At 63.7% G+C, this 20,384-nt stretch carries 23 protein-coding genes; 9 read left to right on the top strand and 14 right to left on the bottom strand.

Annotated elements, in window-relative coordinates; genetic code table 11:
• Nucleotides 1-3: 3 nt before the first annotated feature.
• From ACN9MZ_RS14345 to ACN9MZ_RS14335, 3 genes are all read right to left on the bottom strand, one after another.
• Entirely contained in the window at nucleotides 4-1,290 is a 1,287-nt protein-coding gene (locus tag ACN9MZ_RS14345; protein ID WP_426342760.1) for an amidohydrolase family protein, read from the bottom strand.
• 61 nt (nucleotides 1,291-1,351) lie between these two features.
• Complete coding sequence (locus ACN9MZ_RS14340; protein ID WP_426342759.1) at nucleotides 1,352-1,645, bottom strand: H-NS family nucleoid-associated regulatory protein; 294 nt, start codon at nucleotides 1,643-1,645, stop codon at nucleotides 1,352-1,354.
• 192 nt (nucleotides 1,646-1,837) lie between these two features.
• Complete coding sequence (locus ACN9MZ_RS14335) at nucleotides 1,838-3,976, bottom strand: TonB-dependent receptor plug domain-containing protein (protein ID WP_426342758.1); 2,139 nt, start codon at nucleotides 3,974-3,976, stop codon at nucleotides 1,838-1,840.
• A gap of 92 nt (nucleotides 3,977-4,068) precedes the next feature.
• Between ACN9MZ_RS14335 and asd the strand changes: the two genes are divergently transcribed.
• Nucleotides 4,069-4,920, top strand: coding sequence for an archaetidylserine decarboxylase (gene asd / locus ACN9MZ_RS14330; protein WP_426342757.1), 852 nt, complete (start codon nucleotides 4,069-4,071; stop codon nucleotides 4,918-4,920).
• 236 nt (nucleotides 4,921-5,156) lie between these two features.
• On the opposite strand, the gene ACN9MZ_RS14325 is transcribed toward asd, so the two are convergent.
• On the bottom strand, nucleotides 5,157-5,615 hold the full coding sequence (locus ACN9MZ_RS14325) for a DUF1579 family protein (RefSeq protein ID WP_426342756.1): 459 nt from the start codon (nucleotides 5,613-5,615) through the stop codon (nucleotides 5,157-5,159).
• A 12-nt stretch (nucleotides 5,616-5,627) separates the two neighbouring features.
• Complete coding sequence (locus ACN9MZ_RS14320) at nucleotides 5,628-6,557, bottom strand: LysR family transcriptional regulator (protein WP_426342755.1); 930 nt, start codon at nucleotides 6,555-6,557, stop codon at nucleotides 5,628-5,630.
• 114 nt (nucleotides 6,558-6,671) lie between these two features.
• Between ACN9MZ_RS14320 and ACN9MZ_RS14315 the strand changes: the two genes are divergently transcribed.
• The 3 genes from ACN9MZ_RS14315 to ACN9MZ_RS14305 are packed head-to-tail and all read left to right on the top strand — an operon-like array spanning nucleotide 6,672 to nucleotide 8,655.
• Entirely contained in the window at nucleotides 6,672-7,271 is a 600-nt protein-coding gene (locus ACN9MZ_RS14315) for an FMN-dependent NADH-azoreductase (protein WP_426342754.1), read from the top strand.
• A gap of 23 nt (nucleotides 7,272-7,294) precedes the next feature.
• Complete coding sequence (locus ACN9MZ_RS14310) at nucleotides 7,295-8,164, top strand: pirin family protein (RefSeq protein ID WP_426342753.1); 870 nt, start codon at nucleotides 7,295-7,297, stop codon at nucleotides 8,162-8,164.
• Nucleotides 8,165-8,187: 23 nt separating this feature from the next.
• On the top strand, nucleotides 8,188-8,655 hold the full coding sequence (locus ACN9MZ_RS14305; RefSeq protein ID WP_426342752.1) for a hypothetical protein: 468 nt from the start codon (nucleotides 8,188-8,190) through the stop codon (nucleotides 8,653-8,655).
• Here ACN9MZ_RS14305 and ACN9MZ_RS14300 read toward each other — a convergent pair.
• Both ACN9MZ_RS14300 and ACN9MZ_RS14295 read right to left on the bottom strand, forming a co-directional pair.
• Nucleotides 8,652-9,350: a hypothetical protein gene (locus tag ACN9MZ_RS14300; protein ID WP_426342751.1), complete on the bottom strand. Its 699-nt coding sequence runs from the start codon at nucleotides 9,348-9,350 to the stop codon at nucleotides 8,652-8,654. The genes ACN9MZ_RS14305 and ACN9MZ_RS14300 overlap by 4 nt on opposite strands.
• A complete protein-coding gene (locus ACN9MZ_RS14295; RefSeq protein ID WP_426342750.1) occupies nucleotides 9,313-10,467 on the bottom strand; it encodes an acyltransferase family protein in 1,155 nt (384 codons plus the stop codon). The genes ACN9MZ_RS14300 and ACN9MZ_RS14295 overlap by 38 nt, the downstream gene beginning before the upstream one ends.
• Nucleotides 10,468-10,546: 79 nt before the next feature.
• Between ACN9MZ_RS14295 and ACN9MZ_RS14290 the strand changes: the two genes are divergently transcribed.
• Nucleotides 10,547-11,491 carry a succinylglutamate desuccinylase gene (locus ACN9MZ_RS14290; RefSeq protein WP_426342749.1) on the top strand — a complete coding sequence of 315 codons (945 nt, stop codon included), beginning with the start codon at nucleotides 10,547-10,549 and terminating at the stop codon, nucleotides 11,489-11,491.
• Nucleotides 11,492-11,530: 39 nt separating this feature from the next.
• A complete protein-coding gene (locus ACN9MZ_RS14285; protein ID WP_426342748.1) occupies nucleotides 11,531-12,319 on the top strand; it encodes a substrate-binding periplasmic protein in 789 nt (262 codons plus the stop codon).
• Here ACN9MZ_RS14285 and sugE read toward each other — a convergent pair.
• Nucleotides 12,316-12,636: a quaternary ammonium compound efflux SMR transporter SugE gene (gene sugE, locus ACN9MZ_RS14280; protein WP_426342747.1), complete on the bottom strand. Its 321-nt coding sequence runs from the start codon at nucleotides 12,634-12,636 to the stop codon at nucleotides 12,316-12,318. The two genes, ACN9MZ_RS14285 and sugE, sit on opposite strands and share 4 nt — an antisense overlap.
• A 123-nt stretch (nucleotides 12,637-12,759) precedes the next feature.
• On the opposite strand from sugE, the gene ACN9MZ_RS14275 reads away from it, so the two are divergent.
• The 3 genes from ACN9MZ_RS14275 (at nucleotide 12,760) to ACN9MZ_RS14265 (ending at nucleotide 14,560) form a co-directional block, all read left to right on the top strand.
• Nucleotides 12,760-13,119: a DUF1304 domain-containing protein gene (locus ACN9MZ_RS14275; protein ID WP_426342746.1), complete on the top strand. Its 360-nt coding sequence runs from the start codon at nucleotides 12,760-12,762 to the stop codon at nucleotides 13,117-13,119.
• Nucleotides 13,120-13,199: 80 nt separating this feature from the next.
• Complete coding sequence (locus ACN9MZ_RS14270) at nucleotides 13,200-13,508, top strand: ArsR/SmtB family transcription factor (RefSeq protein ID WP_426342745.1); 309 nt, start codon at nucleotides 13,200-13,202, stop codon at nucleotides 13,506-13,508.
• Nucleotides 13,505-14,560 (top strand): alkene reductase, encoded by a 1,056-nt coding sequence (locus tag ACN9MZ_RS14265; RefSeq protein ID WP_426342744.1) that lies wholly within the window; start codon nucleotides 13,505-13,507, stop codon nucleotides 14,558-14,560. The genes ACN9MZ_RS14270 and ACN9MZ_RS14265 overlap by 4 nt, the downstream gene beginning before the upstream one ends.
• 107 nt (nucleotides 14,561-14,667) lie before the next feature.
• Here ACN9MZ_RS14265 and ACN9MZ_RS14260 read toward each other — a convergent pair whose 3' ends face one another.
• Genes ACN9MZ_RS14260 through ACN9MZ_RS14235 form a run of 6 tightly spaced genes read right to left on the bottom strand, consistent with a single transcriptional unit; the run spans nucleotide 14,668 to nucleotide 20,284 of the window.
• Nucleotides 14,668-15,606, bottom strand: a complete 939-nt coding sequence (locus ACN9MZ_RS14260) for an MBL fold metallo-hydrolase (protein WP_426342743.1) — start codon at nucleotides 15,604-15,606, stop codon at nucleotides 14,668-14,670.
• Between the two features lie 51 nt (nucleotides 15,607-15,657).
• Nucleotides 15,658-16,905: an acetate kinase gene (locus ACN9MZ_RS14255; RefSeq protein WP_426342903.1), complete on the bottom strand. Its 1,248-nt coding sequence runs from the start codon at nucleotides 16,903-16,905 to the stop codon at nucleotides 15,658-15,660.
• Nucleotides 16,906-16,942: 37 nt separating this feature from the next.
• The gene (locus ACN9MZ_RS14250; RefSeq protein ID WP_426342742.1) at nucleotides 16,943-17,368 is read right to left on the bottom strand and encodes a hypothetical protein; all 426 of its coding nucleotides are present in this window, start codon (nucleotides 17,366-17,368) and stop codon (nucleotides 16,943-16,945) included.
• Between the two features lie 12 nt (nucleotides 17,369-17,380).
• Nucleotides 17,381-18,049 (bottom strand): C39 family peptidase, encoded by a 669-nt coding sequence (locus tag ACN9MZ_RS14245; RefSeq protein WP_426342741.1) that lies wholly within the window; start codon nucleotides 18,047-18,049, stop codon nucleotides 17,381-17,383.
• Nucleotides 18,046-18,453: a hypothetical protein gene (locus ACN9MZ_RS14240; RefSeq protein WP_426342740.1), complete on the bottom strand. Its 408-nt coding sequence runs from the start codon at nucleotides 18,451-18,453 to the stop codon at nucleotides 18,046-18,048. The genes ACN9MZ_RS14245 and ACN9MZ_RS14240 overlap by 4 nt, the downstream gene beginning before the upstream one ends.
• Nucleotides 18,454-18,487: 34 nt before the next feature.
• Nucleotides 18,488-20,284 carry a hypothetical protein gene (locus tag ACN9MZ_RS14235; RefSeq protein ID WP_426342739.1) on the bottom strand — a complete coding sequence of 599 codons (1,797 nt, stop codon included), beginning with the start codon at nucleotides 20,282-20,284 and terminating at the stop codon, nucleotides 18,488-18,490.
• Nucleotides 20,285-20,384 lie beyond the last annotated feature (100 nt).

The following is a 20,384-nucleotide window of genomic DNA, read 5'->3' as shown; positions in this document are numbered from 1 at the left end:
TCATCATCGCACGTTTCGATAGACGATGCCGCCTTTCATCACAAAGGCAACACGGTACAGGGCCGCAATATCGGCCGTCGGATCGCCCTCCACTGCCATCAGGTCCGCCAGGTAGCCCGGCTTTACCTGGCCCAGCGAGCCCGCCCGGTCCAGCACCCCGGCATTGACCACGGTCGCTGCCCGCAACGCTTCGGTCGGCGTCATGCCCAGCTTGACCAGCCATTCGGCCTCGCGCGCGCTGCCGCCGTGGGCAAATACGCCCACGTCGCTCCCCAGGCCAATCGTCACGCCCGCCCTGCGCGCCAGCTGGAACGCCCGCGCGGCGGCCAGCATGGAAGGGGTGGGCGTTCCGCCCCGCACATGCTTCTGGAAGTACTGGCTGGTCGCTTCCGGCGCAGCCAGGGTCGGGAAATAGGCAACCTTGCGCTCGGCCATCAGCCTGAAGGTGGCTTCGCTGCCGCCATAGCCATGTTCGATAGTGTCCACGCCGGCCAGTACTGCACGGCGCATGCCTTCATCCGTGGCCGCATGGGCCGCCACGCGCCGCCCCGAACCGTGGGCCGCCGCCACCAGCGCGTCCAGTTCCTGCTGGCTGAAAGTGGCGTGCGCCGAGCCATCCGGGCCGGTGCCGTAATCGGCGTACACCTTGATCCAGTCGGCGCCGCGCGCGGATTGCTCGCGCACCGCTTTCACCACTTCATCGACGCCGGTTGCCTCCTGCGCGCCGACCGGCAGTACCATGTCGGGCCGGTAGGACCTGGCGCTCGGGCCATAGCTGCTGCTGGCGACGATCGCCAGCGTGGCCACGAACAGCCGCGGACCGGGCAACACGCCCTCCTCGATCGCCCGCTTGAGCGACACGTCGGCATAGCCCGCACCTTCCGAACCGAGGTCGCGCAAGGTGGTGAAACCGGATTGGAGCTGCGCCTGCACGTGGCGCGCGGCCAGCAGCACGCGATACGCTTCCGGCTCCTTCAGCACCTGGTCGTCCCAGCTGGTCTCGTTATACGGATGCAGCAGCACATGCGAATGCAGGTCCATCAGGCCTGGCAGCAGGGTCTTGCCCGGCAAATCGACGCGCTCGGCGCCGGCGGGAACCGTCATGCCGGCCGTCGGCCCAGCTGCCGCCACCTTGCCATCGGCCACCAGCACCGACCAGCCGCTGCGAGCCGCTCCTTCGCCCGTCCAGACGCGCTCGGGGGTCAGCAGCACGGGCCCTGCCGCCAGCACGGATGAGGCAAGGGAAAGCAGGAAAGCGGCCAGCAGCGCCCGCAAAGCTAAGCTCGACATATTCTCGCCGTATAAAAAGAAAAGGGGCGGATATTAATCCGCCCCTCTCGCCGCGAACGGCTTATTTAATCAGGAAGTCTTCCTTCTTCTTGCCTTCCAGCCATTTCGGCGCACGGCCGCGGCCGGTCCACTGGGAACCCGATACCGGGTCCTTGTATTTCATCGGCACGCGTGCACGCGGTTTGACGGGCTTATTGCTCTTGGCCGCTGGACCGAGATCAGCCGGAGACAGGTCATATTCTCGCATGATGGACCAGATCTGTTCTTTCGCCTTTTGCACTTCGGCTTTGCGCGCATCCGCGGCCAAGTTTTGCAGTTCGGCAATTTTCGCCTGGTATTCTTGGTAAGTGGTCATCTTTCTTTACCCTAAGTGTATGAAAAATCAAAGTGTGACAATGTGTGAGATTTCTTCCCTGCAATGTACCATAGTTACGATGATTTTATCTACATAATTTAACCATATTAAAAAAAAAGCGCCACACATTTGACAGGCGGCGCTCCTTTATTTCATTTCTATTAAATTCCGGTATAAGCCTGGCATTTACTATCAGAAGCGAGTCTCCAGCTGCAGGCGTATATTACGCACGCCGAAACTGGTCTGCTCCGAGGACAGCGATCCATTATCGGTAATGTAGATATTCTTCGACCGGTAATCCTGTTTCAGCAGATTCCAGGCAGAGAAACGCAACTGCGTCTTGCTATCGAGTTTCCACGCCACGTAAGCATCCAGTTGGCGCGCTACTGTTGCCCAGCTATATCGGTTTTCTTCAATGCGCACGGCGCCATTGGTACGCAGGTTGAAACTGCCGCCCATGCTCCAAGCGCCGTCCGGCGTCTTGTAATCGAGGCCGAAAATCGCCGTCAGCGGCACTTGCTGGTCCAGCGTGTTGTGCGGCCCCGGCACCGAATCGACGCGCGACCAGTTGCGGCTTACGCTGGCGCGAAAGTCGAGCGCGGGTGCCTTGTCCATGACTGCCTTCATCGGGAATTTCAGTTCCACGTCCACACTGCGCACGTCGGCACGGCCGTTATTCGTCATCGTGGAAACCCAGCGGCCCGTCTCATCGAGCAAGACGCGGCGGCGGGTGAAGTTATTGATGCGGCGGGCGGCGGCGGCGACGCTGAACAACGCCCCCTCGCTCCAGTAATGCTCGTAAGAGGCGTCGATGCCCGTTGCCAGCTCCGGTTTCAGATTCGGATTGCCGATCCAATCGGTATCGATCTGGCTGTTGTTCGTGGAGGTAAAGCGGCGGCCGGAAAGGTTCGATGCCTGTGGCGCCTTGTACGTGCGGGTCAGCGCGGCGCGCAACTGGTCCTTGCCGTTGGGGAGCTTGTACAAGGTTTGCGCCAGCGGGCTCCATACGCTGCTGCGATTGCTGACCGGGTCGAAGCCGGCGCCGGAGCTCTGCGTATGTACGCCCTCCCAGCGCAAGCCGGCATAGACCGACCAAGCCTTGCTGATGTTCCACTCGTCCTGCACATAGGCGGCAGCGCGGCGCAGAGAAGCTTGATAACCCTCGTCCTTGTCGTCGCGCAGGCCTTCGGCGCTGAACAGGTCGCGCTGGTTGCGCCAGTCGTCGCGGTCGGTGTAGCCAGCCTCCCAGCCAGCGGCCAAGGCATGTTCGCCCCCGATCGGCGCCGAATATTTGCCGGTACTGCTGATGCCCCATTCGCGCACGCCACTGAAGACGTCATGCTGAAGCTTGGGCGCACCGCCGTGTGCATCGGACTCGAGCCAGTTGCCGTTGCTGCGCATGCGGTGGCCGCCGATCTTGGCATCCAGCTTGGCCCCCTCGCCGAACTTGTGCACCCAGTTCAGGTCCGTGCGCGCAAACAGGTTCCTGTTTTCGTTCTTGATCCGCACGGCGTCGAAGAATGGCGCCGCGCCGGCATCGACGTCGTAGTCGCGGTCGATCGCGCTCTTGAAGACATTGCGGTTGATGAAGGACTGGGACGTCAGCGTGTCGCCATTCTCCAGGTTCCAGTTCAGGCGGGGCGACAATTCCACGCCGCGCGCATGGCCGCGGTCATACGTCAGCATGCGGCGATCCATCAGCGGCGTGCCAACCAGGTCAATCAATTCTTCTCGACTCAGGCCGTCGCGGTCGAATTCGTAACGGCCGCCGCCCAGGTTGATCGAGTAGGAGAAATTGCCGTCCTTATCCGACAGGACCAGGTTGCCGTTCGGGTTGGTCGCTTCCCTGCTGTGGCTGACGCCGAACTTCAGCTCGCGCTGCGCCGTCTTGACCGCCTTTTTCAGCACGATATTGATGGTGCCCGCGATCGACTGCGTGCTGAACTCCGCGCTGGCGGCGCGAATCACTTCGATGCGCTCGATGCTGTCCGGCGCCAGCGTCTCGACATTGAAGCCCGGCGGCACGCGCTCGCCATTCAGCAGGATCTGGGTATAGCCGCTGCCAAGGCCGCGCATCCGAATATCGCGTCCGCCCGCGCCGACCGACACGCCGGGCACACGCTTCAGTGCGTCGCCGATCGAGGTGTCCCCATAGCGTTTCAGTTCGTCGCTGCTGACAACGATCTTGCTGGCTGTGTCGTCCTTGCGGGGGTTGTAGGCTTCAGCCGCCCCCTTGATTTCAACTTTCTGGACAGGTTCCTGCTTGGTTTCCTCTGCCATGGCCTGGGTGGCGGCGAGGAGGGCGGCTGCTGCGAGTGTCAGGCGAATCATCGTTGCTAAATTGTAAATAATTCTTGGTCGCAACTGTACCCTATGGTGCAGGCGGTAGCAAGGATATAATTCGGGATCTTCAAATCATTGGAATGCCGACCGTGTCCCGACTTGCCGTATTGCCGCAATACCTGCTTCCGAAAAGCGCCCTGACCAACTTCGCCGGCCGCGTAGCAGGCGCCAAGGGCGGCGACAAGACCACCCGGCTGATTCGCTGGTTCGTGGGCAAGTACGACGTCAACATGGACGAAGCGGCCAATCCCGATATCGCCAGCTACCACAGCTTCAACGAATTCTTCACCCGCGCGCTGAAGCCGGGTGCGCGCCCGCTGGCCAAGGCCGATTTCGTCTGCCCGGTCGACGGCCGCATCTCCCAGTTCGGCACGATTGAGGGCGACCAGATCTTCCAGGCCAAGGGGCACAAGTTCAGCACCACCGCGCTGGTTGGCGGCGACGCTTCCCTCGCAAGGCATTTCGAACACGGCAGCTTTGCCAACCTGTACCTCAGCCCGCGCGACTACCACCGCATCCACATGCCATGCGACGGCAAGCTGAAACGCATGATCTATGTGCCGGGCGAACTGTTCTCGGTCAACCCGACCACCGCCCGCGGCGTGCCGGGCCTGTTCGCGCGCAATGAGCGCGTGGTGTGCGAGTTCGAAACGGCCTTCGGCCCCTTCGTGCTGGTGCTGGTCGGCGCGACCATCGTCGGCAGCATGGCCACCGTCTGGCATGGCCTGGTCAATCCTCCGCGCCTGCCCAAGGTCACCGAGTGGACTTATGCTGACCAGCACATCGTGCTGAAAAAAGGCGAAGAAATGGGCCGCTTCCTGCTGGGCTCCACCGTGGTAATGCTGTTCCCGAAAGACACCCTGCACTTCAACCAGCACTGGCAGCCTGCCGGGCCGGTTCGCCTGGGTGAGATGATGGCCAACCTCAAGTAATCCAAATGGCGCTTGATGCGCCGCAAATATGCGCGGCCTCCCTTTGGTCTGACCTGGCCAGAAGGAGGCACGCCGAACTGCACAAAACTACGGCCGATACGGTCAAATGGTGTGCCGGAATACCGCGTGCGCCCCAAGCTGCTGCGGCGCCGGCACCGACAGTCATCGTTGTTCCCCAAACGTCGCTTACTCAGCAAGCACGCGAACATTCCCCGACAGGTCAGTAACCGCTAGAGTCACTCGCTGTTAGCCCTGATATATCGTCCTTTCATTACCAGCACCCAGCTAGCGCCGGCGTCGAACGAGCTTTCCAGCATGAAATCATATGCTTGAGAGCCGGACGGCGTGTAGGTGTGTCGAGCCAGTCCGCGCGGCGAAGTGCGCACGAAGCGCAGCGACCAGCCATCCCACTCTCCCGGTGCCGGTTCTCCCGGTGTGAATCCCAAGCTGTCGAACCAGAAAAGCCCCACCCGTGACGTTTGCTCGTCAAACGTGATGACCGCATGCGCCTTCAGCCATGTCATGCCGCCTCGTTGCGCGCTGTAGTCTTGAACCAGCACACGTCCACCGAGATCGAGCTGCGACGAAACCGACGCAGTAGCCCGCCCTCCTTCGCCCCATTTGGACGGCGCAATCTCCTCTTCGCCGGTCCATTCACCAGCGAAGAACTCCAGGCAAGCTTTCAATTCACTCATCTGCGGCGTCCTTTATAACGGGATTGGTGAAGAAGTTCCATGCTCCTGATCAGCGAAATTGGACTCTAGCATATCGAGGAAGGCCCGGGTCTTGGCCGGCATCAGCCGGCGGCCAGGAAATACCGCCCAACCGGTGACCGGCGGGAAGCACCAATCGGGCAGCACGCGCACCAGTTCGCCGCGCGCGACCAAGGGTGCCGCGAACTGGGTGGTACAGGTGGCGATGCCCATGCCGGTGGCAGCCATGCGCGTGAGCAGCTCCGGCGAATTTGCCATCAGCCGAACCGGCAGGTCGCGCTCCCAAGTGGTTTTGCCGCGCGTGAGCGGCCAGCGGACCAGGCCATTTGACATGCGCCGCAGGCTTAGCAGCTCGTGTTGGAACAAGTCGTCCGGATGCTCCGGCAAGCCATGCACCACCGTATAGGAAGGCGCTGCATACAGGCCCCAGGTCGATATCAGCACCTTGCGCGCCGCCAGCGTGGCATCGTCCGGCAAGGCACCCATGCGGATCGCGATATCGAAATTTTCCGCCACCAGGTCGACCCTGCGCGGCGACAGGTCCAGCTCCAGGGTAATGGCCGGGTGCTTCGCCATGAAGGCCGGCAGCATCCGCGCCAGGTGGACGTTGGCAAAGTCTGCCGGCATTGACACCCGCAGCAGGCCGCTCGGCGCCTGCTGGCGATGCTGGGCCAGGGCGCCAGCGGCTTCGGTCTCCTCCGCCACCCGGCGCGCGTGCTCGAGCAGGCTGGCGCCGAATTCGGTCAGCACCAGCTTGCGCGTGGTGCGGGTCAACAGCCTCTCGCCTAGCGCGCCTTCGAGCTGGGTCAGGCGGCGCGAGACCGTCGATTTCGGCAATTGCAGCCGTTCCGAAACCTGGCTCAGGCTGCCAAATTCCACGATGCGGGCAAATAGCAGTAGATCGCTGGGGTCGATATCGTTCATTATTGTTCCATTGGTGGCACGATGTTATCCATTTTACCGGCTTCTGGATAATATTTGGAACGACTATAGTTACTCCATCGCAGCAACAACCAAATACCCGAAAGGAAGCAAACCATGAACATCCTGCAAATCAACTCCAGCGCAAAAAGCTCCGGTTCCGAATCCACCCGCGTCGCGACCAATATCGTCAACAAGCTGCTGGCTGCCAACCCAGGCGCTACCGTGGAAGTGCGCGACCTGGCAGCCACCCCACACCCTGTGCTGGACGAGCCAACCCTGCAGGCCCTGTTCACCCCAGCCGACAAGCGCACCGCTGAACAAGCTGCCCGCGTCGCCCTGGATGATGCCCTGATCGCCCAGGTACAACGTGCCGACGCCATCGTGATTGGCGCTCCGATGTACAACTTTGGCATCACCGTGCAGCTCAAATCGTGGTTCGACGCGATTGCCCGTGCCGGCGTGACCTTCAAGTACAGCGAGAACGGTCCGGTCGGACTGTTGCAAGGTAAAAAAGTCTATGTCGCCACCTCGCGCGGCGGCATGCACAAAGATGCGCCGACTGACACCCAGTTCCCGCACCTGAAGATGTTCCTGGCTTTTATCGGCCTGACGGACGTGGAATATGTGTTCATCGAAGGCCAGGCTTACGGCGCGGAAGTGGCCGGCCAACAGCAAGCCGCTGCCGATGCCCGCGTTGCAGAACTGCTGGCTTAACTATATAAACGAGGAAGAACGATATGGACAACATCGCACAAACCCGCACAGTGGAACGGATTATCCGCGGCCAGGCCGTGATGGATGGCGCTGGCGTGAAAATCAACCGCGTGTTGACCCAGCCACTGCAGCGTCGCCTGGATCCGTTCCTGATGCTGGACAATTTCGGTTCGGAGCAAGCCAACGATTACATCGCCGGCTTCCCCGACCACCCTCACCGCGGCTTTGAAACGGTCACCTATATGCTGACCGGCCGCATGCGGCACCGCGACAGCGCCGGCAACGAAGGTTTGCTGGCCAGTGGCGGCGTCCAGTGGATGACTGCCGGGCGTGGCGTGATTCACTCCGAAATGCCGGAACAGGCGGAAGGCTTGATGGAAGGCTTCCAGCTGTGGCTTAACCTGCCGGCCAAGGACAAGATGCAGCAGCCCTGGTACAAGGACTTCGAAGCCGGTGAAATCCCGGTGGCGAAGACTGAAAACGGCACCACGGTGCGCATCATCGCCGGCGAAAGCCAGGGCGTGAAAGGCGCCGTGCAACGCGAAGTGACGGAACCGCTGTATATCGACGTGGAATTGCCGGCCGGTGAAGCATTCAGCCAGGCGATCCGCGCAGGCCATAACGCCTTTATTTACACCTACCGTGGCGAGGTGACGGTGGACGGCAAGGCGGTTCCTGCGCAGAGTATGGCGATCCTGGCCAATAATGCAGGCGCCGATGGCGTGACCATCAAGGCTGGCCCGGACAGCCGCTTCATCCTGTTATCGGGCAAGCCGCTGAACGAACCGATTGTGCAGTACGGCCCCTTTGTGATGAACTCGCAGGCCGAGATTTTCCAGGCCGTCGAAGACTTCCGCGCCGGCCGCCTCGGCGAGGAAGCGCACGCAGTGTAAGCAGTGGCGGTACAATTGCCGCCATGAGCTCCGCCATCCTTGATTGGTTGAAGAAGTTGAGCCACGCGCTCGGCTTCGACACCGCCGACTCCTTCCCGCCCGGCCACCAGTACGCCCGTACCCGGTGGGCCGGCGCGTATTTCGACATCCCATCCGACACCAGGGCCGAGGATATCGAACGCCGCATCTGCGAAGCGATCGCCAATACACCCCTGGTGTTTGCCCACATCGAGAACCCCACCCCGCGCATGCAGCGTGTCGTAATCGACGTGATCGAGCGCCGCCTGCGCCAGAACCACGAGCGCGAAGCGGCGCAATTGGGGGCCTTGTTGATCCGCGCCTACGCCAGCCCGCACATCATCGAAGCCGCTCCGGGCTTGCGCCGCGCCATCGAAGCCAGCGAGGGTTACGAAACCCCGGCCCGGGTGCGCGCGCTGTTCGCCTTCCTGACCGACGCGCAGAACGACAACGTCATCGAAATGCGCAGCTAACCCTTGGGGATGTAGCTCATGTCGGCGCGGTAGCGCAGCAGCTCCGTGCGCACACCGCGCACCAGCGCCTTGGCGCCAGGCGGCAGCACATCCGGCAATTCCGCCGCCGCGCCAAAACTCGGCACGGCGCGCATCAGGACGTATTGTCCGCCGGCGCCGCCAATTTGCAAGCGGTACCAGGTGAACCTCTGCACCGTGCGCCCGCTATTTGCCGGCGCCGAACCCGCGGCCACCAGTTGGCGTTCGAATGCAGTCTCCTCGCCCGGCGCAACGGTGTAAGTCGCCATCGCTAGAAACGGCGAGGTATCGGGCAGTGGCTGGCCGACGCTGGCCGATTCCAGCCGCCGGAACACGCCGTGGCTCAGGAAGTCCGCATACGGCACGACATTGGCCGCATTGTCGGCCGCATCGCCAGCCGGCTGCACGGCGGCGTCAAAATTTGCCGCGGCATGGCCGAACGTGCCGTCCATGAACATGCCAAGCCGGTCGCCGAGCACGAAGGACCAGCCATGCCAGGTCCAGCGATCAGCAGCGCCCTTGTGCCACTCGAGGTGGCGCTGGTAACCCTGCTCGAAAGCCGCGCCCTGGCCCGGCTTGGGCTGGATCACGACCATCCTGGCGAAAGGGCCGGCGGCGGGCTGCGCGAATGCTGGCGCGCTAAGGAGTAACAGGGACGCTGCTAACAGTTGCTTCATTCGGACTCCGTTTGAAGTTGTTCGGGATGAAGCGCTCGCGCAGGTTCATGAACGGTGCTTCAACCGCAAAATATAGCAGCCATCCGGCAAAAATGCTGGCAGCGATCATGACGGCAATCGAGTCCAGGTCAACCGGCTCCCAATGCTCGGACAGGAGGATGCAAACCTGCTTGTGCGTCAAATAGATCGAGTAAGACCACAGCGCGATGAGGCCCATGCCGGGAATCCGGGTACGGTGCAGCAGCGAGCCTTCGCTGAGTGCTGCCAGCAGCAAAGCGGCGAACGCCACACCCAACACAGGATAGCCGAAGACCGACATGCCCCAGCTGAAATGGTGCTCAAGGAACAGCCAGAATGCCAGTGCTGTCAAAACTGCGCCGGCAGCCAGCATCCAGTTTCCATGACTGGTCAGGCGCTGCCACGCCTTGGGATGAAAGTTGCGCAGCATGGCCAGGGCGACGCCGGCCAGCAGTTCATCGAAACGCGCCAGCGTGGAGTAGTAGATCAGGGTGTAGTAGCTGCGGCTGCCGCGCTCACCGAGGTCCATCGCCGGCTGCCACCAGCTGTCGCGCAGCCACATGCCGGCCGCAATGGCGGACAGCAGCGCCGCCCAGCCCAGCATCAGCGCGAGGCCGCCAGCGCGGCGTACTCGCGTGATGGCGGCAATGGCCAGCACCACAGGCGGCAGCAACAGGTAAAACTGCTCCTCCACGCACAATGACCACGCGTGCGAGAACAGCGTCCCCGGCTTGAGATTGATATTCAAGGTAAAGGTCAGGTACTTCCACCACGGCGCATGCGGCAGGTTGCCGGCCCAATACGGCCACCAGGCATACAGCGCCAGCACTGCAAGGTAGGCCGGCAAGGTGCGCAACAAGCGGCGCGCATAAAAATGCGGCAGCGACAGGCCTGGCCCGCGCAAGGCGGAAAACACCTGGTGTCCAATCAGGTAACCGGAAAGCGCAAAGAACAAGTCCACGCCAGCCCAGCCGATCTCGCTGAACCAGCCAAAGGTCGGCTCGTGGCTGACGAAGCCCATATAGTGGTTGGCAAACACCAGCATGATGGCCAGCGCGCGCAGAGTGTCCAGGCCATGGACGCGGGAGGTACGATTCATGCGCGAATTCTACCTGAGCTAGAATATTGGCCACTTATTCGCCAAGCCTTAAAGGAATAGCATGACCGACGCCAGCAAAATGCATTTTAAATCTGTCAATTACACCGGCCAGGGCAAAGGCCGCCGCCTGATCATCACCGGCGCCGTGCACGGCAACGAAACCTGCGGCACCAAAGGCATCCTGCGCGTGATGGAGCAACTGGACAAAGGCGAACTGCACATCCTGAACGGCAGCGTGACCTTCGTGCCGGTCACCAATCCGCTGGCGTACCAGAAAGGCCAGCGTTCCGGCGACCGCAACCTGAACCGCAACCTGTTCCCGACCGAAAACCCGCAGGACTTCGAGGACCATATCGCCAACTGGCTGTGCCCCCTGCTCGGCCAGCACGAGATCCTGCTGGACCTGCATTCCTTCAACGCCCAGAGCCAGCCTTTCGTCATGGTCGGCCCGCGCAACAACGGCGGCCCCCTGCAACCGTTCCAGCATGAAGCCGAAGAACGCGCCATGGCCCGCATCCTCGGCGTCAAGCGCTTCGTCGACGGCTGGATGGCCACCTACGGCGCCGGCGTGCAGCGCCGCCTGCGCGACGACAGCGCGGTGCAGACCGTCCTGAAATACGGCGTCGGCACCACCGAGTACATGCGCAGCACCGGCGGCATGGCCCTGACCCTGGAATGCGGCCAGCACCTCGACCCGCAAGCGCCGGATGTCGCCTACCGCGCCATCATGAACGTGCTGGCCCACTTTGACCTGATCGAGGCACCAAAGCCGCAGCCGATCGCCCTGGAAGACATGGAATACCTGTCGATGGTGGAAGTGCACGACAAGCTGGACGCCAGCGATGCCTTCAGCCGCACCTGGTCCAGCTTCGACCGCCTGCAAGCCGGCGACGAAATCGGCCGCCGCGCCGATGGCAGCGCCGTGCTGGCGCCATTCGACGCCTATATGTTGTTCCCGGACGTCAATGCCAAGCCGAATGCCGAATGGTTCTACCTCGCCAAAGTGAGTGACTCTTTTGTCTGATAGCCATTAGTTTTACAATCGCGGTAAGGGGTAAATAATATGAAAATATTCCCGCTTGCCGCGATTGGCACGCTCCTGTTCGCGACCCTGCCCTTGGCGGCGCACGCCGCCGACTTCGTATTGCGCGTCACCGGCCAGGAAAGCCTGCCGCCCAAGTGGATCCAGCAGGATGGCCGCGCCTCGACCGGCGTCTGCCCCGATATCCTTGCCGCCATCTCCCGGGTTGAACCGCGCCTTCGTTTTACGGGACTGGACGACATCCGTTCCGTCCTGGTGATCGAACAGAACCTCCGCCTTGGCAACGCCGAAATTGCCTGCGCTCTGGTCTCGACCCCATTGCGCCGCCATATCGCCATCGCCATTCCGCACCCCTTGTACGTTTCGCGCCAGCGCCTGGCCGCTGCCGCCGAGGACACCGCCGAAATCAATTCGCTGGACGACCTTGCGCGCCTTAAGCCGCTGGTTACCACCTCGCGCGGCGCCGCCTATATCGACCAGCTGCGCGCACTGGGCATTACGGTCGACGACAGCACCGGCAGCAATGTCACCAACCTGCGCAAGATCCTGGCCGGCCATGGGCGCTACTTCTATATGAACGAATTGACCTTGCACTGGCTGATACGCGAGCAAAAGCTGCAGGACAGGGTCAAGCTGATGCCAGCCGTGCTGAAAGAGGATTCGATGTTCCTGTGGGTAAGCAAAAAGGCGCCGCCGCAGGCGGCACCGCTACTGGCCGCCGCAGTCAAGAAGCTTAGCGACAGCGGCGAACTGGCACGCATTTATGCGCGCTGGTCGGGTGAATCGGGCGTTGCCCCCCGCAACGATTAGTGCGGTGACAGGATTTTCAGGCCGGCAATGCCCAGCACGATCATGGCGATGCACACCAGCCGCGCCACGCTGGCCGGCTCGTCCAGCATCATGATGCCCCAGATGACGGTGCCCACGGTACCAATGCCGGTCCAGATGGCGTAGGCGGTACCCAGCGGCAATGAACGCAGCGCCAGCCCAAGCAGGATCACGCTGCCGGCCATGGCGGCCAGCGTCACGGCGCTCGGCACCAGCCTGGTGAACCCTTCGGTGTATTTAAGTCCGACGGCCCAGACGACTTCCAGCAAGCCGGCGAGTAACAGGACGATCCAGTGCATGATGTTCTCCCAAGTCATAACGGGGTCGTCCCCGCCTGGCTCCCTGGTCTTGCGGCGAGGTCGTCCCCGCGGGAGAAGGCCGACAGTATATCATTGGGGGTCCAAACTTTGAGGGAGCCCCCAATGCTGCTGTTCGCACAGATCGCCGTTGCCATCGTCCTGCTGATCCACGCCTATATCGTGCTGCTGGAAACCGTCTTCTTCGATACCCGCGGCCGCCGCGTATTCGGCCTGTCGTCGGACAAGGCGGCCATCGTCAAGCCGGCCATGTCGAACCAGGGCTGCTATAACGGCTTCCTGGTGGCGGCGCTGGCCGTCGGGCTGCTGCATGGCGAGCCGGCAGTGCGTTCCGCCTTCATCACTTACGGCCTGCTGTGCGTGGCCGTGGCGGGCATCTGGGGCGGCTTGACCGTCAGCAAACGCATCATCTTCGTGCAGACCGTGCCAGCCATCGTGGCGCTGGTGCTTTTCCGGTTGGCATAAACACAGGGCTTGAAATCCATCGACATGCTCCGATATACGTATCGGCATTTTCCGATATACTTATCGTGAAACACCGAAATATGACCAACTCCATTGACATTGATGCAATCCACAAGGCCCTGGCCAACCCGGTCCGACGCCAGATCCTGTCCTGGCTGAAGGAGCCTGAGGCCTGGTTCAGCGAGCAGCTCGCACCGCTGTCGCTGGGCGTCTGCGCCGGCATGATCGACAAGCAGGCCGGCCTGTCGCAATCGACCGTTTCCGGCCACCTCGCCATCCTGCAGAAGGCCGGACTGGTGACGGTGCAGCGGGTCGGCCAGTGGAATTTCTTCAAGCGCAATGAGGAGGTCATCCTGCAATTTATTGAGCATGAGAGGAACACCTTATGAGCACCTTGTTCGACCCCATCACCATCGGCGCGCTGACCTTGAAGAACCGCGTCGTCATGGCTCCCCTGACCCGCTCGCGCGCCGTCGGCGGCAAGCGCGTGCCGAACGCCCTGATGGCCGAGTACTACGCGCAGCGCTCCACTGCGGGCCTGATCATCAGTGAAGCCACTTCCGTGACCCCGCAGGGCGTAGGGTATGAAAACACCCCAGGCATCTGGTCCGATGAGCAAGTCGAAGGCTGGAAACTGGTGACCGAAGCAGTCCATGCCAAGGGCGGCAAGATCGTGCTGCAACTGTGGCATGTGGGCCGTATCTCCGACCCTAGCCTGCTCGATGGCCAGGCCCCTGTCGCGCCGAGCGCGATCGCGGCCAAGGGCAACGTAAGCTTGCTGCGCCCTCCGCGTCCCTATTCCGTGCCGCGCGCACTGGATACCGAGGAAATTGCCGGCGTGGTCGAGGCATACCGCAAGGGTGCCGAGAATGCCAAGAAGGCCGGCTTCGACGGCGTGGAAATCCACGGCGCCAATGGCTACCTGCTCGACCAGTTCCTGCAGGATTCAAGCAACCAGCGCACTGACCAATACGGCGGCAGCGTTGAGAACCGTGCCCGCCTGATGCTGGAAGTGACCGATGCCGTGATCGGCGTCTGGGGTGCGGACCGCGTCGGCATGCACCTGGCGCCGCGCCGCGATGCGCATGACATGGGCGATTCGACCCCGGCCGAGACCTTCGGCTACGTGGCGCGCGAACTGGGCAAGCGCGGCATTGCCTTCATCGCCGCACGCGAGGCGGTTGGCGATGACTCGCTGGGTCCGTTGCTGAAGCGTGAGTTTGGCGGAGTCTATATCGCCAACGAGAAGTTTGATGTGGCGGGGGCGCAGGCTGCGCTGGCAGAAGGCCGCGCCGATGCGATTGCCTGGGGCAAGGACTTCATCGCGAATCCAGACCTGCCGCGCCGCCTGCAGACCGGTGCCGCGCTGAATGCGCAGCGTCCGGAGCTGTTCTACGGCCCGTCGGCTGAAGGTTATACCGACTATCCGGCGCTGGCCTGAACCCGGAAAACCAGGGTCAGACCCGAGGGCCTGACCCGCCATATCTGAGGCCAACGGCTCCGGAATACTTGGGTCAGACCCTTTGGGTCTGAGCCTGGTTTACCGGTTCAACGATTTGCCGAATAGTTCACCGGGAAGAACTTATACCCCTTCCCCTCACTACGCAAATGCCCTACCCCCGGGAACGGCAAGTGCGCCGCCGCCATCCAATACCCCTGCTTCGCCGCTTCGGCAAACGCCGCCTTGCGCTGCGCCAGGGCCGCCTTCGAATCGCTGTCGAACTGGATCGTCACGCCCGGATCAGGGAACTGCACCGCCGCGTTGTGCATCAAGTCGCCAATCAGCACCAGCTTCTGTCCCTTGCTTTCCACCACATAGGTGGTGTGGCCCGGCGTATGGCCATAGCTTGAAGTCGAACGCACGCCCGGCACCAGTTCGGTATTGCCCTCAAACGGCTTCACCTTGCCCGCATAGCCGGACACCGCGCTCATCGGCCCCTGGAAATTGCCCTTCGCCTCGGCACTGGCATTATCGAGGTTCGCTTTGCTCAGGAAGAAATCGGCATCGCGCTTATCCATGCGCACCACGGCGTTCGGAAACGCCGGCTTATCCTGTCCGCCCAAGCCGCCGACGTGGTCGCCATGCAGGTGGGTGATGTAGATCTCGTCAACCTGCTCCGGCTGGTAACCGGCTGCTTTCAGGCTGGTCAGGATATTGCCCAGGGTCGGCCCGAACAGGCTGCCGGCGCCGGTATCGATCAGCACCAGCTTCGAGCCGGTATTGACCAGGAAAGCGTTGACCGAAGTCTCAACCGGCGACTTCAGGAAACTGTGTTCCAGGGACTTGGTCGTTTTCTCAGGCTTCTGGTTCAGCAGCTGGTCCATCGGCAGGTCGATCGTGCCGTCGTTCAGTACAGTGACTTCGAAGTCGCCCACATTCATGCGATAGAAGCCGGGAGCCTGGGTCTTGGCCATCGGCGCTGCAGCGTGGGCGGCGCCTGCAACGGCGGCAATTGCGAACGGTACGGCGAGCTTTTTCAGGATCATTCGATCTCCCTCTTGTGAGTTGCCAAAACGCTAGATTAGCGTAAACGGCAACTACATGCTCGTCGGTACTCGCAGCATGACGGAGACATCCGGCGTATCCCGCGTCAGCCCTGCGCCCACCGAGACATTGACCGTCTGCTTCGGGTTCAGGCGGTAGGAAAAGCCGACCAGCAAGGTACCCAGTTGCGTGCGCACCGAACCCGGCGCCGGAACGCCATTCTGCCTGGTGCGGGCAATGGAACTGTGGTCGTAGCCAAAGCTGAGGGAGGCCTTTTCGTTCAGCGCCAGGCCGACACCGAAATTGAAGCCGATGACCGCACCCGGCTTGACCGTGCCGAGCGGCTCGCGTTCTCCATCGAGCACCAGCCGGCTCAGGTTCTTGCGCTGGAAGTTGTGCAGGTAGCTGACGCTGCCGAACAGCACGGCGGGGTCGGTCGGATACAGCCAGGTCAGGCTGGGTTGCAAGGCGTAAAAGCCGGAACCGGTTGGCAGCGCCAGTGGCAAGCCGGTGCCGGTGGCGTTTTCGCCAATGCAGCGCCGCACGCAGTCGGTCACGACCTCAAAGGGATCGCGGCCGGTACGCGTCTTGAAGCGCAGGCCGGCCACGTAATAGGGCTTTTCGGCGCCGCCATCGTTGAGCTGGTGGCGCAGCGAAAGCTCGACGTCGCCCAGCGCGCGGCCGCTCACATCAAAGACCTTTTCCACCGCCGAGCCGGTGAACACTTCGCGGCTCACGGTCGAGTCCGAGCGGTAAATGTAAGGCAGGCGCAGTTCGAGTTCGGTGCGGTTGCTCAGTCCATAGCGCCCGCTCAGGGTGGCGGTGCTGGTATTGCGCTTCACTTCGCGCACGTCGATCAGGCCAATCAGCAAAGCGGGGATGATGGTGTAGCCCACCAGGGCGACGCGGTTGCTCGACGAATAGCCGAACTGGAAGGCCGGTTCGAGCACGAGCTTGCCGCGCCCGGTCAGGACGCCGGGGCTTTCAAAGATAGGCGCCACTTCAGGCGGCTTGCTGTCGCGCTTCGGCGGCTGGCCCACGGCCAATGCCGGCTGCGCCGGGCCGGGCGGCGCCGGCGCCTGGCCGGGGGGCGGGACGTTGGCTTGCGGCTGGCTTTGTGCAGCCCCTGTGCCGCGCGTGGACGCCAGGCGCTCCTCAGCCACCTGGCGCCGCAAGTCCTCCAGCAGCGCCCTTTGCTCGGCCAGCGCCTTTTTCAACTCGGTCAACTCGGCTGCAAGCTCGGCGTTGCTGCGCTGCTCCGGCAACTGGGCCAGCGTTGCCTGGCTGGCGACAACCAGCATTCCGGCCGCGAATTTCTTTGAAAGCATCGCTCCCTCCCTAGCGGGGCACAACGACGTTCGACAAGGCCTGGCGCAGGTTGCCCTCCAGGTTCAGGCTTTTCAAGGTCGACAGCGCGTTGACGGTGAGGTCGATGGTGGTCAGGCTGCGGATCAGCTGCCCGTTTGTGTTGTTCTGTACCAGCATCGGCGCCAGCGCTGCCCCGGCCTCCGGCGCATGGGCCAGCCGCGCCACATCGGCCAGTTCAACGCGATTGCGCGCCACCACCACGCCATTGACTTCGACCATGCGCTCCACGCCAAGCGCGACCAGCAGGCCGTTGCCGTTCACAAAGCCGCCACGGGCCTCTTCGAGACGCGCCTGCGGCGCCGGCGCCCAGTTTTCGGGCGGCCCCTGCCCCTGCGCCATGGCAGGCATTGCCAGCAACAGCAACAAGCTGCCAGCAGCGCCGTTTCTTCGCTTCATGCCGCCCTCCCTTCAAAAATCGCCGGCGCCCAGCTTCGGCACCGTCACGTCGCGCAGGCTGTCGCGCATGATCACTTCGGCCAGCATCGCCTGCGGCGCCACACGCCAGTCCGCGGTTTCATTGAAGCGCGGCTTGCCAGGCCGGCCATGGATCACGAACAGCAGGCGGTTCTGCCAGATCGCCTCGAACCCCTGGCGCGACAAGGCGCGCGTGCCGCCGGCCGGATCGCCCAGCAGCACACGCTCGCCCTGCACGCCCTTGACCACGACGAAGTGGCGATAGCCGTTGTCGGCCACCAGCACGATCGCCGGCAAACCGGCCTGCGCCAGCTTGTCCAGCGGCTGTTCGAAGCCGTCCGCAGTGAAGCCGCGCGTGGCCAGGTAGCGCTTCATGTCCAGCAGCGAGAAGCCCTCGCGCCGGATGCGCGCCTGGTCACCGCGCACGAACATGTCACGGAAGATTTCCTGTTCCGAGACCTGGAAATCGTAGTGGTGGCTGAGCAAAGTCGCCAGCGCGGCCGAACCACAACTGAAATCGTATTGCTGCCTTACCGTCGTGCGGAAGCGCGCCTCCTTCAGGCTGGTCACCGGCAGCACAAAACTGGCGCCGCCGGCTGAAAAGTCGGCGGCCTGCGCGGCAAATGCCGGCAGCAATGCCAGAACGCTGATGAGGCCTCTCATTTGATCTGCACGTTGACGATGGTGGCATTCTGGATCAGCACGTTGGCGCCGGAATTCTGGATCACCATCGGCATGCCCGACGCGTTGCTGAACGCACCGTCAGTCACGATATTGGCGCCGGTAACGACGTTGACCGCGCTGTTGTTAGCCACAGTACCGGCCAGCCTCATATCGCTCCACGGCGCATCGCTGCCGCCGCGCATCTGTTCGAGCCGCTCATCCTGCGCGGGGCGCGCGTTGCCGCCCCCCGCCGCAAGCGGCGTGGCCGCTTGCGGCGCGGGTGGCGTTTGCTGCGGGGACGGGCCCGCCGCTGCAGCCAGCGGGCCAAGCGGCAGCGCGCCCACCCACGGCGACGCCGCCGCCAGGCCCGGCACCAATGCGGCGCACAGGGCCAGGACTTGCACTGGCCTGCCTAAGCTTCGCATGATGCTGTGCCGGCTATTTGCCCACGGCCAGATTGGCCTGCACGTTCACGCTCTGCTGCACCAGCGAGGACATGCCGTTGTTCTGGCTGATCACCATGATGCCTGCAGCCGACTGGCCGACCCCGCTCATGGTGTTCGACATGTCGAAGGTGCCCGCAGTCACGCTATTGGTGCCGCCAGCCCCGCCGTTGCCGCCCGTGGCATTGCCGCCGGTCGCATTGCCCGCGGTATTGGTGCCGCCATCACCGCCCGCGCCAGCCACATTGCCGCCGCCGCCGGCACCGCCAGCGCCGCCGTCACCGGCCGTGGCGCTGCCGTTGGTGGCCGCGCCGCCAGTGCCCGCCGCACCGCTGCCGCTGCCGCCTGTCGCCGCGCCGCCCGTGCCGCCGCCCGCAGCGCCGCTGGAGCCGGCAGTATTGCTTGCCAGGCCGCTGGAGCCGCCGCTGCCGCCGTTGCCGCCCGCCGCACCGGCGCCGCCGGTACTGGTGCCATTGCCGCCAGCCGCACCGCCACCGCCTGCGCCGCCCGTGCCTGCAGCACCCGCACCTCCTGTGGCCGCCACGGCGCCGCTGCCGCCGCCAGCACCCGAGCTGTTGGCCCCTCCGGCAGCGCCATTGCCCGCGGTATTACTGGCCGCGGCACCCGCACCGCCTGCCGCGCCAGCGCCACCCGCGCCACCTGCGCCGCCGGTACCGCCAGCGCCGCTGGTGCCGGCACCCGACGTCGAGGCGTTGCCGGTATTAGCCGAACGGCCGTCCGCCGTGCCGGTGGTGCCGCCAGTACTGTTCTGGTCGCCCATGCCTGGGATGGTCAGCGGCTCGGTGCCGCTGGTGCCATTCGAGGCCGTATTGCTGGAGCCCGCACTGCCGCTGGTTGCGGCGCCGCCCATCGCAGTCTGGCTCGATGTCGCGGCACCGCTTGCGACGCTGCCGGTGGCCCCTGCCATGCCGCCTGCGCCTGCGGCGCCGCCAGCGCCACCCATGCCACCCGCGCCGCCGCTGGCCGCACCGGTTGCACCGCCGTCGCCGCCGCGCGCGCCGGTCGCGGCACCAGTGGCGCCGCCGGCACCGCTGCCAGCGGTTCCGACCAGGCCGCCCGCACCGCCTGCTGCGGCGCCACCTGCGCCACCGGCGCCACCGGCACCCGCCACGACGATGCCGCCGGCGCCACCGGCGCCACCTTCACCGCCGCGCGCACCATCGCCGCCGCGGCCGCTCGCAGCGCCGGCGGCCAGCCCGCCAGCGCCCGTCGTGCCGCCGGTTCCTGCCCCGGCAGTCGCCGCGCCGCCCGACCCGCCGCCGCCGCTGCCATTGCCGCCAACAGCGCTGCCGTTAAACGCCACGCCGCCGGTCGCACCTGCCGCGCCAGCGCCGCCGCTCGACATCCCGCCAGCGCCGCCGGTGCCGTTGGCATTACCGCCCACGGCGCTCCCCGCATTGGCGGCGGCACCTGCCCCGCCATTGGCATTGCCGCCATTGCTGGCCACGTTGCCGATATTGTTGATCACGTTATTGGTGACGGTGCCGGTCAGCGTGCTGACTGCCGTCGCTGTCGAGGTATTGAAGGCATTGGTCATCGACGATGTCGCGGTCGCGCCGTTGTTGGCGGCCGCGGCGCCGGCGGCAGCCGCATCGGCCGCGCCGCTACTGTTGTTGTTGGCGTTGGCCTGGCTGCTGTCCTGCGTGGCCGTGGAATTGTCGTTGGCCTGGGCGCCCGGCCCGGTCTGGCTGACGTTGGGTGGTGGCGTCTCCTGCGCGAATGCACTGCCCATCGCCAGTGCAATGGCTGCTGCAAGCAAAGTTTTCTTCATCTCGTCCTCGCTGATGTCGTGTTCTTCAAGTGCCCGCAAAGCTGGGGCCAGAAGCCATATCGCAAGCTTGATGCCACCTTCACTAAGCTGTTGAAATTGC

The organism is Pseudoduganella sp. S-14, from assembly GCF_049913285.1.
GTDB lineage: Bacteria > Pseudomonadota > Gammaproteobacteria > Burkholderiales > Burkholderiaceae_D > Rugamonas.
The sequence above is the reverse complement of the archived record's forward strand: the minus strand, read 5'-3'. Positions and strand labels throughout refer to the sequence as shown.